The sequence below is a fragment of the Desulfosporosinus paludis genome (assembly GCF_045689965.1).
Taxonomy (GTDB): domain Bacteria; phylum Bacillota; class Desulfitobacteriia; order Desulfitobacteriales; family Desulfitobacteriaceae; genus Desulfosporosinus; species Desulfosporosinus paludis.
The window spans coordinates 200,699-216,537 of the sequence record NZ_CP144211.1 but is presented as its reverse complement, the minus strand read 5'-3'; the positions used below and the strand labels follow the sequence as shown (position 1 = coordinate 216,537).

Here is a 15,839-nt window from a genome sequence, read left to right as displayed (position 1 = left end):
TATCATGATTAATATAAATAAACTATTTTACATTAAAATAAATTTTAATTTAAATAGTTAAAATTATTAATTAAAATAATACACTTGCGCTAAAAATTAATTTTTTAAATATCTATAATAAAAGGAGGAAAGAAAATGTCATTATCCTTTGGAAAAGCCAAAAAAGTAATCTTTATTGGACTTGACGGTGCCGACCCTATGCTAATCAGGAGATTTATCGCTGAGGGAAGGCTGCCAAACTTTAAAAAAATCACAGAAATGGGTACTACAACTCGTGATCATGGAATGCAAGGTGCTTTACCAACCATTACTCCTCCTAACTGGGCTTCCCTTGCCACAGGTGCTTGGCCTAACACCCATGGAATTACCTGCTTTTGGAACCATACCCCTGGAAACCCTTTGGATATTCTTGACTATGGATGGGACTCCAACTTGTGTCATGCCGAATTCATTTGGGAAGCGTTTGAAAGAGCCGGAAAAAAAAGCATTATGATGAATTACCCCACTTCATGGCCTCCAAGATGTAAAAATTCAATTTTCATTGACGGAACCAGTATTTTTACAAATCTACGCGGTTACAACGATTATGAAAAATATTTTAACTGTGTGGAAGGAGATTTTCCCATTGAGGAAATCCCACACCAAGTGGATAACAGCGGCACAGATTGTCGGGTTGAAGGGGAGGTTAGTACTCAACAGGCGCAGATTAAAGCACTCGATGGGTTTGGCTATTCGGCACCTGGGCTTATAACAGAAGAAGGTGGGAGTGAAGAAGAGGCGGATGCAGCAAAATGCGATAAGGTCAAGACACCGATTAAACCTGCATCAGGATGGAAAAATGCCCCTCAAGGAGCTAAAGAGGTTGTCTTACCGGTAAACAGCGGCCAAACAAGACGTTTTGGTTTAATCATTGCCGAGGATAGCCAAACCTATAATAAGCTTCAGATTTATGTCAATAAAAATGATGAATGGCCAATTGGTGAAGCACGAGTGAATGAATGGAGCGAGTTTATTTGTGACACTTACTTAATCAATGGGAAAAAACGGCCCATTGCCTATAAAATCAAGGTGACAAAACTAAATCCAGACGGCAGCAGCCTAGAATTTTACTATTCTTTTGCTCAAGATCTTAAAGGAGACAAATATTTCTATCCTAACGAACTATGCGCCGAGCTTGTAGAAAATGTAGGCCCGATGCTGCAGCCATCAAATTATGATCGGCATAATGTAACCGCAGATACTATAGTCATTGAATCCATGGCTGATTATTACAAATGGCATGAAGCTGCTTTTGATTATTTGCTTAAAAATAAAGAGTGGGATTTAGTCTATAGCCATATTCACGGTATTGATATGCTTAACCACTATTACCTGGATTATACTTTACAGAAAAATTCCTCCGAATACGAACGCTACATTGAGTTAATTACGAAAATGTATGAAATAAGCGATCATTACGTCGGGGAATTCCTAAAACATGTTGATGAAAACACTTCAGTGGTCATAGCTTCCGATCATGCTGCCATCACGAGGAAAGCAGGATATGAGTATCCATTAATTGGTGACATGTGGGGTATGAACGTCGGAGTTATGTCTGAGCTAGGCTATACAAAATTGAAAGAGTTTAATGGCGGGCTGCAAATTGATTGGGAGAATAGCAAAGCCGTTGCCCAAAGGGCTATGTACATTTATATCAACCTTAAGGGCCGTGATCCTCAGGGAATTGTCGAACCGGAAGAATATGAAGAATTAGTCCGGGATATTATTTCTGATTTGTATAGTTACAGAGATCCAAAGACGGGCCGAAGAATCATCAAGGTTGCCTTGAATAAAATCGATATGGAAGCTCTAGGGTTAGGAGGTCCCTACTGTGGGGATATATTGTACATTCTGGAAGATGATTTTAGCCGGACTCACGGCAATGGATTCAGTAATCAAACCTTGAACGGTTACTCATGCAAGTGTCTCTTTATGATGGCTGGAGCCGGTGTTAAAAAAGGTTACTCTATTGACAACCGGGTTGTTCGAGTGGTTGACATCGTACCGACAATATGTCATTTGGCTGGAGCTTCGATGCCGGAAAATGTTGAAGGCGGTGTGATTTACCAAGCTCTGGAGGAATAGATGCGAGCAATGGGGGACATAGGATGGAATACGATCTTGTCATAGTTGGTGGTGGCCCGGCAGGACTTGTAGCAGGAATCTATGGATCACGAGCAAAGTTGAAAACAGCAATTATCGAGAAAGCTGTGTTGGGTGGGCAAGCTTTTTCCACACGGGAAATTGCTAATTTTCCCGGATTTTTTGAGAATACCACCGGACCAGGATTAATGAAGGCCATGACGAACCATGCCCAAAGATTTGGGGTAGAAATTATCAAAGATGAGGTTCTGGATCTTGAATTAGAGGGAGAAACAAAGTATCTTACGACTAAAAAAGGCAGTCAAGTCACAGCGAAAGCTGTTATCTTGGCTGCCGGGTCCCAACCCCGTTCGTTAAATATCCCTGGAGAAAAGAAATTTAGGGGTAGAGGTGTTTCCTATTGCGCTACATGTGATGCCGAATTTTTTGGAGACCAACAAGTAGTAGTTGTTGGCAATGGAGACGCGGCGCTTGAAGAAGCCATCTTCATTACGAAGTTTGCAAGTAAAGTGACTGTCATTGTAATCCACGATGAAGGGAATGTCGATTGCAATAAAGTAAGCGCGGAAAAAGCTTTCCAAAATGAAAAAATTGAATTCATTTGGAATTCAGTTCTAACAGAAATCCAAGGACATGATGAGGTCGAATCTGTCACTATCAAGAATATCAAAACAGGAACTTCTCGCGATCTTATAACTGATGGTGTTTTTATCTATATAGGAATGGTTCCGCAAACAGAATTTCTACAAAATAAGATCGCGAAGGATGAAGCAGGGTATATCATTACCAATGATCTGATGGAAACATCAATTAAAGGTGTTTATGCTGTTGGAGACGCCAGGGTTAAATATTTGCGGCAAGTAATTACGGCGGCAAATGACGGAGCTATAGCTGCTGTTGCTGCAGAAAGGTATCTTGCAGAAGAGGCAGATTTTAAAGAACGGGTATTAAATTCCACCAAGCCTGTGCTGATGTTCTTTTGGTATCCGACCGATGCTCAAGGTCTCAGCCTATTATCTTTGTTAGAAGGGATTGTAGCTAAATTAGATGGTAAGGTTCAATTGGTAAAAGTAGACATGTCTCGCAAAAAGGGGATTGCTCAAAAATACAATATCCAAAAGGCCCCTTCAGTTCTCTTATTACTTAAGGGAGAGGTGTGTCAAGAGTTTCCCAGTGATCCTTACCAAGTAGGAGCAATTGCTTACCAACAATTGCTCCTTGAGCACCTAACTAGGTGAGAGGGGAGATATTCATGGATCAAGACTTGTTGACGAGTATTTCTGCCAGTGAATTTGACAGAGTAACCTTTGATAGCAGCATACCATCGTTGGTCTTCTTCGGTGCTGAACGATGCCATGTTTGTAAAGAGCTGTTGCCAACAGTTGAAGAAACCCTGTCCAATTATAAGGGTAAAATTAATGGGTTCTGGGTTGACGTCGATCAAAACAAACCCCTGTTTCAGCGTTTTCGATTGAAGGGAATACCAAATTTACTTTTGATCAGTCAAGGCGAAGTTAAGTATAAATTTGGAGGTCTGTCCACAAAGGAAGAACTTATGGAGAAAATTAATCAATTTATTTAACGATGGTATTGTGACAAGTTAGTTTGAGGGTCTTGATAAATTCTTTAGTTGCCAGGGAAATTGGAAACCGTTTTGACCAGATCAAGCCAACCGTCATTTCTAATTTAACATCATTGATGTAAATGGGAATAACTTCACCGGTTTTGAAATAGGCGTCATCTTTTGCCATAAATTTAGGAAAAAAAGAAATGGCTATTCCTTCAGAAATAACTCTTTTGATGATTTCAAAATTGGAAAATCTAAAGGAGACTTTGGGAATAGCATAGTCCTTAAGGATACTTGAGATTCCGCCGTTGTTTCTAAACTCGTTATTGTAGGCGACAATTGGATATTTTAGGGCTTCTTCTAAGGAAACTGATTTTTTTTCAGCGAGTGGCGATTTTTTCCCAACGTAGATTAAAAATTCATCATGAAATAACTCCTCGCTGCAAATATCTTTTCCCTGAATTTCTTGAGTGAGAATGACACCTCCAATATCAATTTTACCAGACTGAATTCCTTGAAAGATATCAATGGATTCTTCCTCCAATAAATCCACTTCAATATTAGGCTGGCGTAGTTTCAAGTCCGCTATGACGCAAGGAATAATTTTATTGCACATGCTGGGGATCATCCCAACGGAAACATGACCTGTCAGTATAGAGGAATTGGCAATTTGCTTTATTTCTTTGATTTCTTCCAGAATTCCTAAGGCCTTATTAATAATAGTTTCTCCCACTTCCGTAGGATAAACACCTTGAGTCGTCCGTTTTAAGAGGATAGTACCAAGTTCATCTTCAAGTTTACTAATTGATGAGCTGATAGCCGGTTGTGATATATAATTATGCTCCGCCGCTAAAGATATGGACTTATACTTAGCAACCTCTACCAGATGGATCAACTGTTCTAGCCTCATATCTAGTGAACCTCAATTCTTTATCTCTCGCTCAGTTTTATTATTCTCCATATTAAGGTAAAACCCTTTTTATGTTAGAACTTGTTTGATATAGAAAGAACACTAAGTATAACCATAAATAATAACCTTCTCATAATTATTGGCATACGAATTGCATCAATTTCTTTATTGAATCTCTTAGTTCAAAAGGCAGCCGAGGTTCAAAATAAGATTATTTAATTTAAATAGAAAGGAGGGGGAATATTGTCTGTTGAACCTTCTAAACCAAAGGTTGTTGTGACCAATTTGACGAAACAATTTGGTGATTTGCTTGTTCTCGACGATATAAATTTTACAGTTGGCAAAGGGGAATTTCTTTGTATTGTTGGTCCAACAGGTTGTGGGAAGACGACGTTTCTCAATCTATTGTCGAAATTGATTCCATCAACTAAAGGGAATATATACATTGACGGCGAAGTCGCCGATCCAAAAAAACATAATATTTCGTTTGTTTTTCAAGAGCCTTCTTGTATGCCATGGCGAACTGTCAGACAAAATGTGGCTTATGGTATGGAGATCAAAAAAACCCCCCAGGAAGAGGCCAAAAGCAGATTGGAAAAAACTTTGAAGCTCGTTGGTTTGGCTGATTGTGCAGATCTTTATCCTAACCAAATTTCCTCAAGCATGGAGCAGCGGGTTGCGGTCGCTCGAGCCTTTGCAGTTAACCCGGATCTCCTGCTGATGGATGAACCTTACGGTCAGCTCGATGTTAAACTGCGTTATTACTTGGAAGACGAACTTATCCGAATTTGGGGCGAATTTAAAAACACGGTTATTTTTGTTACGCATAACATTGAAGAAGCTGTTTACTTAGCAGAAAGGATCCTGATTTTAAGCACTAAACCCACAACGGTTAAATCAGAGATCAATGTTGATTTGCCAAGGCCTAGAAATCCACTTGATCCCTCATTTATTGAACTAAGAAAGCGTGTCACTGAGTTAATCAGATGGTGGTAATTGAAAACGAACAGAAAGGAGGATAATGTCAATCAGTATTTATTTTTGTGCAAAATTTAACGAATGGAGGGATTTGTTTGAACAGAAAGTTTAGAGGTACGATAACCATTTTAGTCATCATCGTATTTGCTCTCGTTTCTGTCGGCTGCGGGAATACAGCCACAACGACAAACTCAACGGCACAAAACACTCCTGTCATAAGGGCTGCCCTACAAGGTGCTTACGATACGTGGCCCGCTTGGGAATTAGCTCAAGGTGATCAAGCGAAAAATGGCTTTCAGTTAAAGATGACTTACTTTGATTCCGGTCCGCAACAAATTGAGGCTTTAGCTTCAGATCAGTTTGACATTGCCCAGATTGGACCTGCTCCGGCAATGGTCGGTGCTTTAAAATATAATTTACAAATCATCGGTATCGCCGATGACGAATCTCTGGCGACAGCCATTTTGGCTCGGCCAGATAGTCCAATTTTAAAAACTAAAGGATTCAATACGCAATATCCTGAGGTTTATGGTACACCGCAAGACCTCAAGGGAAAAGACGTCTTCGTTTCCACTGTTACAACCGGAGAAGTGCTATTGATTAATTATCTCAAAGCCTTGGGTCTTACAGAAAAGGATGTTCACATCACAAATATGGAACAACCTCAAATGCTGTCTGCCTTTGCAAGTGGAAAAGGAGATACGGCAGTCATGTGGTCCCCCTTCACCTATACCGGATTTGATAAAGGATGGAAAGTTGTCGCCGATGCCTCAACAGCCAAGGCTCCGGCAGTAATTTTTATTGTTGCAACGAAAAAGTTCTGTGACCAACACCCTGATTTGGTCGAAAAATATCTGGACGCTTATATGAAAAAAGAAGTTGAACTTAAGAAGAATGAAGCGACTCTTTCCACAGAATACAGTAAATATCTTAAGGAATGGAGCGCTCTTACTTGGGACGAGAAGCTCGCTCAAACTGATATGCAAAAGCACCTTACGTATGACCTTAAAGCCCAGTTGGATTGGTTTGATAATTCGAAAGGGCCCAGCAGAATCGAAAGCCTTTTAAGCGATGCCAGTGCTGCCTTTACGGCAGGTGGTAAATTTACCCCTCAAGAAAGAGAACAGCTCGTCAAATTTGATTATCTCAATACGACTTTCTTGAAAAACTTAGGCAAAAGCCAAGGGTTAATTAAGTAATTGTAACTAAAATAAAATGTTAATCAAAGAAGTGGAAGTGATGATCACTCACCTCCACTTCTTGAGCAGAGATATGTTGGTCCTTACCTGTAACAACCATCTTCTAAACTAGAGTAACGAATGATGGAGGGCAGCTATGACAAAACCTGAGATAAGGAAAATAGCCTTGACTTGTATTTCAATCATAAGTTTACTATGTTTTTTTGTCTTTTGGCAGATGATCATCGAATTCAAGATCGTCCCTAACAGCCTTTTAGCCTCCCCTGTTCAGGTAGTAAAATTATTTTTTATTAAATTAACAGCAGTCGATCCTGAAGGAGCAACTTTAATAAGACATACGATAGTCAGTCTTGAAGAAGCAGTATTAGGCTATGTTTGTGCTCTTATCATTGGAATTCCCTTAGGATTAGCCATGGGATGGTTTAAAGTTGTCGACGGTTTGGCTCGTCCGATTTTTGAAATGGTCCGACCCATTCCCCCGGTAGCCTGGATTCCTTTAGCCATTTTCTGGTTCGGTATAGGATTAACTAGTAAAGCATTCATTATCTTCTTTGCAGCTCTTGTTGCCAGTGTCATCAATTCTTACACGGGTGTACGCTTGACGAATCCGACGTTCATACGAATGGCCAGGGCCTATGGTGCCTCGAATTGGGAGATTTTCTGGCAGGTTTGTGTGCCTTCTGCTCTGCCCATGGTTTTTGGGGGCTTACAAGTGGCTTTAGCGGGAGCTTGGACTAGCTTGGTAGCCGCAGAGCTTGTGGCAGCTGATTCTGGGCTTGGCTATCTCATCAATGTAGGAAGACGTCTTATGAGAGTCGATCTGGTAGTACTGGGTATGTTCATGGTAGGCCTGACCGGAGTGCTGATCGCCTTCATCGTAAACAGAGTCGAACGACATCTAGTTGCTGGAGTTAGGAGGTAGACGAATGATTAAACAAACCATTGTTACACGTCAGCACCTAGCAAATCAAGGAGTAAAGTCGGCAATACGAGTAGTGTTGAGCAGCAAGCAGATGCTCTATATAATTTCCTTGCTGATATTTTTCGGCTTATGGCAACTTGTTCATTTGACTGGATATCATGGCCAAAGCATATCTGGGCCGATTCAGGTAGTCCAGGAGTTAGCTAAAATGTCGACGGATAAATTAGCCGGCCATACGATATTTGGTCATCTGTGGATTAGCTTCCGACGGGTTATTATAGCGTTTGGTATTGCCGTAGTCATTGGAGTGCCTCTGGGGGTAGTCATGGGATTTAGTCCTGTCGCGAATGCCATTGTGAGGCCTGTTTTTGAATTATTTAAGCCAATGCCTCCGATTTCCTGGATTTCATTGGCGATTCTTTGGTTTGGTATCAGTGAAACATCGAAAGTATTTATTATTTTAATCGGTGCCTTAGTGCCATTAATTATAAACTGCTATAACGGTATTAGGGTTGTTGATGAAGAACTCTATCATGTTATCCGCATGTTAGGCGGTAATCGACGCAATGAGATTATACAAGTTATGTTTCCTGCTTCTTTTCCGACTATTTTTGCCGGATTACAAATCTCTTTAAGCATGGCCTGGGGCAGCGTTCTAGCTGCAGAGATGGTAGGGGCAAGAGAAGGCGTTGGTTTTATTATTATCGCCGGAATGAATCAAAATGACACAGCTATGATTTTTGCGGGCATGGTGATTATTGCTGTAACCGCCTTTGCTATTTCAGCTGGATTAAGCTATTTAGAAAGGTGGATTTGTCCATGGAAAACAGATCTGAACTAAAGACAAAGATCGAATGCCAAAATGTAAGCAAGTCATTTTACGAGTATGGCAAGGAACTTCCAGTTCTGGAAAAAATGGATTTAACGATTAGTGAGAATGAATTTGTTGTAATCCTTGGCCCGGGACAGTCAGGAAAAACAACATTGTTTAGGATGATCGCCGGCTTGGAAAAGCCTACTACAGGGAAAATATTCGTTGAAAATAAAGAAGTTACCGGGCCGGGCAGGCATGTTGGTATTGTATTTCAGCGTTATATGGTTTTTCCATGGAAAACTGTTTTCGGAAATGTAGAAATGGGTCCCAAATTAAGAGGGTTAAATAAACAAGAGAGAAGAGAGATCACCAATCATTATATTGAACTAGTTGGCCTTAAAGGCTTTGAGAAGGCTTTTCCGCATCAATTAAGCGGCGGCATGAAACAGCGTGTAGGGATTGCCCGGGCAATGGCTAACGACCCGGAGATATTATTAATGGATGAGCCTTTTGGCCAATTAGATGCCCAAACCCGTATGCAATTAGAGCAAGAAACTGCCCGGATATGGGAAATTGAAAAGAAGACGGTTTGTTTTGTAACGAACAATATCGATGAGGCGATTTACCTTGGGGACCGTATCATTGTCTTAGAGGGCAAATTGCCCGGCAGAATGCATAAAATTTATAAGGTTGATCTTCCCCGGCCAAGAGAATTTACCGATTTGGCTTTTCTCGAATTAAGGCAGCAAATTACCAATGAGACAGAATTGGTACTTTAATAGTTTAAACATAAAAAGTTACTTCAGAATTTCACGACGACGTGGATCTGAAGTAACTTTTCATATTATTTGAAGTTAGCATTATGCTTACGAACAACACGTGATACCTTGCTCTGGCTAATTTTGAGGGAGTCTGCAACTTTATAAGAGCTCTTTAATTCCTGGTATGTCTGGATAATCAGTTGTTCTTCATTAGCTTTTAATCCCTGGGATGCTTTCTCAAAAAGCAGATCTCGTCTAGTTTGATTATGCTGTTCGGCTATTATTTTTTGAGGTAAGTGGGTCGGCCCTATATTAATTTCAGGAATTGTGACAACAAGACGTTCCACTAAATGTTCCATTTCTCGAACATTACCCGGCCATGAATAACTGGATAAAATGTCCAAAGCATGCGGGCTGAATTGGTGAGACGTTTTATATTTGGAGTCAAAAGTATTTAGAAAATAGTAGAGCAAAGGCACAATATCCTCTTGTCTCTCCCGTAAGGGAGGAATTTCTAGTTCAAAAACATTTAATCGATAGTAAAGGTCTTCGCGAAATTTCTGTTCTTTAACTAATTTAGCTAAGTCTCGGTTTGTAGCAGCAATTATCCTAAGATCGACCATTTTATTTTCTTTTCCGCCTAATGGTATGAACTGATGTTCCTGAATTAATTGCAGAAGTTTGGCCTGGGTTCCATAAGGAATTTCGCCGATTTCATCAAGGAATAACGTCCCTCCCGAGGCGAGTTCTACTAATCCTTTTTTACCGCTTTTATCAGCGCCTGTGAAAGCACCACGGCAATAGCCAAACAGCTCCGATTCAATTAAGTGGTCTGGAATTGCAGCACAATTGATGCTAAGAAAAGGTCCGTTTCTGCGTTGACTTAAATTATGAATATTTTTCGTTAAGACATTTTTACCTGTTCCCGATTCACCCAAGATTAATATAGTAGAGTCGATTAACGCTATCCTTCGGGCCATCTCCAGACATTGTTTCATCTTTGTGCTGTGTGAAGAGTAGCCTTCAAAGGGTACCTTTTGTCTTAGTTCATTAACTTCACATTCGTATTTCTCCACTAATTTGCTGGTTTTTTGTAAGCTTTCTTTCAATGCTTCGATCTGGGTGATATCCCTACTATTCATAACAATAAATATAATCTGATTATTTTTGTTATAAACCGGCGTAGCGGTAACTAAGAGTTTACGACCAATATTCGTCTGCTGTTCTAGGGTGATCCTCTTTTTCTTTAATAGAACAACAGGAGCAACCGGAGGCCAATAATATCCTTCATTAATCAAATAATCAATAGATTTACCAATAACATTTGATGGTTTTAAACCGTAGTGCCTCTCGCATGCTTCATTAACATAAACGACGTTTCCCTTAGCATTAACGACAAAAATCTCATCAAAAGAATTGTCCATGATATTTTTAAGATCATCCCAAGTTAAATCGTTTGGAGTAATATCGGGCAATTTAAAACAACTCCTTTTTGTAAGTTGTTAAAAAAACATTCATAGTAATACTTATAATTTAGTAGTATTCGCTATAGAAAGTAGTTTTCCTTCTATTAAATGAGTCCATAAAACTTAAGTTCAAGTCAAAACGACTCAAACTTAAGTTTTCTAGTTACTTTAGATTAAACATTGCTCATAGTTTATTCTATCCAACACTTGGTATCAAAATTGCAATAGGTTATTAAAGAGGGTATTTAGATAGAATGAGCACAAAACGAAAGGAGGCAATAATTTTAGCTAACAAGTAATTCAAATAAAACTATCAAAGCATCAAAGAGTAGTCTCGAATCTTGTATCTTTTAAGAATTTCTTTAACATTTATTGAGAATGGAGGAGATATTATTAATACTGAACAAGAAAATAAATCTAAATTAGAGCCCTGGGTATTTTTCCCGCCGTTAATTTTCGTAGCTGCTTTTGTTTTTTGGATTTTTCAGAGTACACCTAAAAATGTTGCAAGCAGTTTAAAGTTTGCGTTCAATTTAGTAACGGATAAAATGGGAGGGACTCTGGAGATCTATGTTTTTTTCCTCTTTCTTCTTTGCTTTTATTTTGCTTTTGGACCCTATGCCAAAAAAAAGTTGGGAGATGAAAAGCCTGAGTTTAGTACTTTATCCTGGTTAGGAATGATATTTACATCTACCGCAGGTTTGGGCGTTTTAACCTGGACTTCGATTGAATTCTTTTACTACATTCAAACCCCGCCTTTTGGTTTAAAACCCATGAGCACTGAAACATATTCATGGGCTTTGGCCTATCCAATGTTCCACTGGGGGTTTACTGCTTGGGCTATGAATACAATTTTTGGTTTAGTTTTTGCTTATTTCTTCTTTGTCAAGAAAAAAGATGCTGTGCGCCCAAGCACAGCTTGTGAAACTTTAATCGGCAGTAAGTTAAGTAAAGGATGGTTAGGAAAGTTAATTGATGCCTTATTCGTTATTGGTTTCGTTGGTGGGGTAACAACCTGTATTGGTGTTAACGTTCCAACGGTTGTTGGTTTACTGACGAAAGTCTTGGGTGTTAACGAAAGCCTTTCCTCTGATGCAGTACTGATTTTATCATGGTCTGTTTTCATGGCGATTTTGCTCTATACTGGACTTAAGAAAGGCATTCGTTACTTAAGTGATATTCGTGTGTATTTCGGATTCGGGATTTTGGCAGTGATTCTTTTACTTGGTCCGACATCCTATATTATTAATACCTTTACTGACACCTTAGGGCAGCTTCTCCAGAATTTTGTACGCATGAGTTTATATACCGACCCCCATTTCAAGTCTGGCATGCCGCAAAGCTGGACCATTTGGTATTGGGCTTGGTATTTGGCGCTAGTCCTTCAATGTGGAATATTCTTGGGACGAATTTCCAAAGGCAGAACGGTTAGAGAATATGTTATTGGTTCCCTGGCAGCTGCTACTGCCGGGAGTTGGATCTTCTTTGCGGTATTTTCAAATTTTTCAATGCACGTATTCACTCAGGGGACTGTCCCGATTGCTGATATTATGGCCAAGTATGGTCAAGGGAGGGCAATCGTTGAGATCTGGACACAACTGCCGTTAGGCGGATTTATGATGGCTATCCTCCTTGTCTATGGCTATATTTCCATGCAGACGCTGTTAAATGGAGCTACGTATACGTTATCGATGGTCACAACCAAAGAGCTCTCTGGAGAAGAAGAACCTCCAAAGTGGAGCCGTATCTTCTGGTCAATTGTTTTAGGTGTGATCGCAATTGCTTTGGCTTATGTCGGTGGTATTAGTTCTGCTCAAACGACAACGATCATTGGTGCCTTACCTATGTTTTTTATTACAATTCTAATTTTAATTTCATTTTTCAAAGATATCCGCAGAACTTGGGGTAAATCCAGCGCAACCCAAAGCTCTATTTCACGGGATATGGAGAAACCGAGGGCTATGGATCAAAGTACAATAAGTATGGACAACTGACGAATTTCAGGAGGTACAAAAATGGTTCTCAAAACAAAGCTGGAAGTCTTAACCAGGGAAGATCTTACAAAGGTTCATGAGGCATCGCTAAAGATTTTACGGGAAACAGGAGTTAGGTTTCTTAACGAAGAGGCGTTGGATGTTTTCCGAAAACATGGAGCGCGAGTTGATAACAAAACAGTTTATATCACTAGCTCAATGGTCAACCAGGCGTTATCGACTGCACCGAAGACGTTTAGGATGGTAGGACGCAATGAGCATCACGCCATCACGGTAGGAGAGGGCTTTTTGATTCAGCCTAATGTCGGACCGGTTTTTATTCAGGACATAGATCGGGGCCGTCGCGAAGCTACTTTAGAGGACTATGCTAATATCCAAAAGCTTTGTCAAGCGAGTGACATTGTAGATCTTGTAGGAACTATACCGGTCGATCCCAGTAATGTCCCCATAATGGATAAACATCTTTACATGATGTATGAAATCCTAAGAAATTCTGATAAACCAATCATCGGCTTCTGTGCAAGTTCCAAACAAGCGCGTGAACAATTGGACCTCGTTGAAATTAGCTTTGGTCGTGAAGCATTTCTGCAGAATCATCATTGCGCGGCAGTATTGGTAAATTCCTTAAGTCCCTTGAGTTATGCGCCTGAAACGTTGGAGACCATGATCGAGTATGCCAAACGAAACCAGGTGATCCTACTTGCACCATGCATCATGGCAGGAGTCAGTGGGCCCGTATCATTGTTAGGGACAGCAGTACTGCAGAACACGGAAATATTAGCAGGATTAGTTCTTATGCAGCTTATTAACCCGGGGACTCCGGTAGTTTATGCAACGGCATCGTCAACTGCTTATATGAAAGCAGCAAGCTATGCCGCTGGTGCTCCTGAGGCAATGCTGATCAATACAGCAAATATTCAGATGGGCTTAGATTTTTATCATTTGCCAACACGTACTATGTGTGGAATTACGCATTCTAAAACATTGGATGCTCAAGCAGGCTATGAGACGATGCAAAGTATTTTGCTGGGAAGTTTAAGTGGTGCGCATATGGCCGTTCAATGTCTGGGCGTTCTTGATGCGATCATGACGACATCCTATGAGAAATTCGTCATCGACATCGAACTCATCAAGAGGGTGCGACGTATCTCTCAGGGGATTGATACTTCGGATGAAGCCTACTCGGTGGATATTATTCAGGAAGTCGGCCATGAAGGCAGTTATCTTACGCACCCGTCGACATTTAAAGAGTTTCGCAAAATTTGGACCCCAACAATTTCGGATTGGGACTCTTATACGGATTGGCAAAAGGCTGGAATGGAAGATGTAGTGACAAAAGCCAATCGGAAGTATAAAGAGATCCTCAAGAATGCACCCGGTACATTATTGGATTCGCAGATCGAAGAACAACTGCAAGCTTATATTCAGAAAGCTAAGAGAGTTTAATTGCCGAAGCAGAGGGTATGGAAGTTCGAGGGTCTCCATTCTAGGATTTGAGAATTATATGATTACTGTAGAAAAGCTGAGGTGGATCTTTTGAGAACTAATGTCATTGCTGGACTATCTAAAATCGAGGGTTTTGGGCTTAATAGTTTTTCCGATGAGGAATTGTACGCTATTCATTGTGCGACCATTGATGTTTTGGAACATACAGGTGTTAAGGTGCCCTGTCAAGAAGCTTTGGAAATTTTTGCTGCCGGAGGAGCAAAGGTTGACTTTGAGAAGAAGGTCGTCAAAATCCCACAATATATTGTTGAAGAGTCTATTAAATCTGCCCCCAGCACGATTTTATTAGCCGGACGCGATCATCAACATGATATTGTTTTAGACGGAAAAAGAGTGCATTTTATCAATTTTGGTGAGGGAATATCGATTATTGATCCTATAACAAAAGAATATCGACCCACAACCAAACAAGATGTAGCTGATATTACTCGTTTTTGTGATGCGATGGATCAGATAGATGCTGTGTTACGGCCAGTTGCTCCCCATGATGTTCCCCCAGAATCAGCAGTATTGCATAATGCCGAAGTGATTTTTAATAATACGACAAAACATGTTTTTATTGGGACTGAAGGCGGGAAAAACTTTAAAAAGGTTTTCAAAATGGCTGCGATTATTGCCGGCGGTGAAGATAAGCTGCGGGAACGGCCGATATTTTCCTGCAACGTGTGTCCAACAAGTCCTTTGCAGTTAGTGGACCATTGTGCTGAGGTTATTATAGAAGGGGCACGTGCGGGAATCGCTGTTAACGTTTTATCGATGGCTATGTCTGGTGCAACGTCACCGATTACTCTGGCTGGTACATTACTGACTCATAATGCGGAAGTATTAAGTGGTATTGTTTTAAGCCAACTCACACGTAAAGGCGCACCCGTACTTTACGGAAGCTCAACGACTATCATGGACCTGCGGTTTACGACAGCTCCGGTTGGATCTCCTGAGCTGGCGATGATCAATGCAGGAGTCGCCAAACTCGCTCAATACTATTTATTACCGAGTTGGGTGGCCGGTGGATAGGTAGATAGCAAAATTCCGGACGCCCAAGCCTCTCACGAATTTACCATTACGGCGATGTTAACAGCGTTGGCAGGTGCTAACCTGATATACGGAGCGGGTATGTTGGAACTGGGAATTACGTTCGATTATGCTCAAATGGTAATGGATAATGAAATGGCTAAAATGATTAAGAAAGTGGTTAATGGGATCAGTGTCTCCGATGAAACCTTAGCTGTGGATGTTGTGAAGAAGGTAGGTACCGCTGGCAACTTCCTTAGTGAAGCTCATACTCTACAAAATATGCGCTCACAGTCTCGCAGTAAGATTATTGACCGACGAATGAGAGAAACTTGGTTAGAATATGGCGCCAAAAGTTTTACGGATCGAGCCTATGAAGAGGCGATTTCAATCCTAGAAACCTATAAGCCCGCATTTTTGCCAGAAAGCGTGCAAGCCGCATTAAGAGAAATCGTTGAAGAGACAGAGAGAGAATATAAAGTCTTTTAACTTACTCATAATTCACCTCTAAAAACCAATGAGTGGAGGCCTGAAAGCAGCTTTGGTCTCCGCTTATTGGTGCAAAGGTT

Annotated in this window: 12 protein-coding genes and 1 pseudogene; 11 read left to right on the top strand and 2 right to left on the bottom strand. The window is 40.5% G+C overall.

What is annotated here, in order from left to right; all coding sequences use genetic code 11:
• The first annotated feature begins 135 nt into the window (after positions 1 to 135).
• From VZF35_RS01025 to VZF35_RS01015, 3 genes are read left to right on the top strand one after another with little or no spacing between them, the layout of a single operon-like run.
• Positions 136 to 2,124: an alkaline phosphatase family protein gene (locus VZF35_RS01025; protein ID WP_407310163.1), complete on the top strand. Its 1,989-nt coding sequence runs from the start codon at positions 136 to 138 to the stop codon at positions 2,122 to 2,124.
• Between the two features lie 23 nt (positions 2,125 to 2,147).
• The gene (gene trxB / locus VZF35_RS01020; RefSeq protein ID WP_407310161.1) at positions 2,148 to 3,380 is read left to right on the top strand and encodes a thioredoxin-disulfide reductase; all 1,233 of its coding nucleotides are present in this window, start codon (positions 2,148 to 2,150) and stop codon (positions 3,378 to 3,380) included.
• A gap of 14 nt (positions 3,381 to 3,394) precedes the next feature.
• Complete coding sequence (locus tag VZF35_RS01015) at positions 3,395 to 3,724, top strand: thioredoxin family protein (protein WP_407310159.1); 330 nt, start codon at positions 3,395 to 3,397, stop codon at positions 3,722 to 3,724.
• Here the strand turns inward: VZF35_RS01015 and VZF35_RS01010 are convergent.
• Positions 3,717 to 4,619 (bottom strand): LysR family transcriptional regulator, encoded by a 903-nt coding sequence (locus tag VZF35_RS01010; RefSeq protein ID WP_407310157.1) that lies wholly within the window; start codon positions 4,617 to 4,619, stop codon positions 3,717 to 3,719. The two genes, VZF35_RS01015 and VZF35_RS01010, sit on opposite strands and share 8 nt — an antisense overlap.
• Before the next feature lie 243 nt (positions 4,620 to 4,862).
• Here VZF35_RS01010 and VZF35_RS01005 point away from each other — a divergent pair, with 243 nt between their 5' ends.
• From VZF35_RS01005 to VZF35_RS00985, 5 genes are all read left to right on the top strand, one after another.
• Complete coding sequence (locus VZF35_RS01005) at positions 4,863 to 5,615, top strand: ABC transporter ATP-binding protein (RefSeq protein ID WP_407310155.1); 753 nt, start codon at positions 4,863 to 4,865, stop codon at positions 5,613 to 5,615.
• A 77-nt stretch (positions 5,616 to 5,692) separates the two neighbouring features.
• Entirely contained in the window at positions 5,693 to 6,796 is a 1,104-nt protein-coding gene (locus VZF35_RS01000) for an NrtA/SsuA/CpmA family ABC transporter substrate-binding protein (RefSeq protein ID WP_407310154.1), read from the top strand.
• A 136-nt stretch (positions 6,797 to 6,932) separates the two neighbouring features.
• Complete coding sequence (locus tag VZF35_RS00995; RefSeq protein ID WP_407310152.1) at positions 6,933 to 7,718, top strand: ABC transporter permease; 786 nt, start codon at positions 6,933 to 6,935, stop codon at positions 7,716 to 7,718.
• A 4-nt stretch (positions 7,719 to 7,722) separates the two neighbouring features.
• Positions 7,723 to 8,559, top strand: a complete 837-nt coding sequence (locus VZF35_RS00990) for an ABC transporter permease (RefSeq protein ID WP_407310150.1) — start codon at positions 7,723 to 7,725, stop codon at positions 8,557 to 8,559.
• The gene (locus tag VZF35_RS00985; protein ID WP_407310148.1) at positions 8,538 to 9,311 is read left to right on the top strand and encodes an ABC transporter ATP-binding protein; all 774 of its coding nucleotides are present in this window, start codon (positions 8,538 to 8,540) and stop codon (positions 9,309 to 9,311) included. Before VZF35_RS00990 ends, VZF35_RS00985 begins: the two co-directional genes overlap by 22 nt.
• 65 nt (positions 9,312 to 9,376) lie before the next feature.
• Here VZF35_RS00985 and VZF35_RS00980 read toward each other — a convergent pair whose 3' ends face one another.
• Positions 9,377 to 10,768, bottom strand: a complete 1,392-nt coding sequence (locus VZF35_RS00980; protein WP_407310146.1) for a sigma-54 interaction domain-containing protein — start codon at positions 10,766 to 10,768, stop codon at positions 9,377 to 9,379.
• Between the two features lie 332 nt (positions 10,769 to 11,100).
• Here VZF35_RS00980 and caiT point away from each other — a divergent pair, with 332 nt between their 5' ends.
• The 3 genes and pseudogenes from caiT to mttB all read left to right on the top strand — a co-directional run bounded on the left by caiT (position 11,101) and on the right by mttB (position 15,759).
• Positions 11,101 to 12,753 carry an L-carnitine/gamma-butyrobetaine antiporter gene (gene caiT, locus VZF35_RS00975; RefSeq protein ID WP_407310144.1) on the top strand — a complete coding sequence of 551 codons (1,653 nt, stop codon included), beginning with the start codon at positions 11,101 to 11,103 and terminating at the stop codon, positions 12,751 to 12,753.
• 21 nt (positions 12,754 to 12,774) lie between these two features.
• The gene (locus tag VZF35_RS00970) at positions 12,775 to 14,199 is read left to right on the top strand and encodes a trimethylamine methyltransferase family protein (RefSeq protein ID WP_407310142.1); all 1,425 of its coding nucleotides are present in this window, start codon (positions 12,775 to 12,777) and stop codon (positions 14,197 to 14,199) included.
• 81 nt (positions 14,200 to 14,280) lie between these two features.
• Positions 14,281 to 15,759 (top strand): annotated as a pseudogene (gene mttB / locus VZF35_RS00965) ([trimethylamine--corrinoid protein] Co-methyltransferase).
• The last annotated feature ends 80 nt before the right edge of the window (positions 15,760 to 15,839 follow it).

Excerpts from the sequence above, each read along its gene's own strand:
- VZF35_RS01025 (WP_407310163.1), top strand. The coding sequence starts at position 136 with ATGTCATTATCCTTTGGAAAAGCCAAAAAAGTAATCTTTATTGGACTT.
- trxB (WP_407310161.1), top strand. The coding sequence starts at position 2,148 with ATGGAATACGATCTTGTCATAGTTGGTGGTGGCCCGGCAGGACTTGTA.
- VZF35_RS01015 (WP_407310159.1), top strand. The coding sequence starts at position 3,395 with ATGGATCAAGACTTGTTGACGAGTATTTCTGCCAGTGAATTTGACAGA.
- VZF35_RS01010 (WP_407310157.1), bottom strand. The coding sequence starts at position 4,619 with ATGAGGCTAGAACAGTTGATCCATCTGGTAGAGGTTGCTAAGTATAAG.
- VZF35_RS00995 (WP_407310152.1), top strand. The coding sequence starts at position 6,933 with ATGACAAAACCTGAGATAAGGAAAATAGCCTTGACTTGTATTTCAATC.
- VZF35_RS00990 (WP_407310150.1), top strand. The coding sequence starts at position 7,723 with ATGATTAAACAAACCATTGTTACACGTCAGCACCTAGCAAATCAAGGA.
- VZF35_RS00985 (WP_407310148.1), top strand. The coding sequence starts at position 8,538 with ATGGAAAACAGATCTGAACTAAAGACAAAGATCGAATGCCAAAATGTA.
- VZF35_RS00970 (WP_407310142.1), top strand. The coding sequence starts at position 12,775 with ATGGTTCTCAAAACAAAGCTGGAAGTCTTAACCAGGGAAGATCTTACA.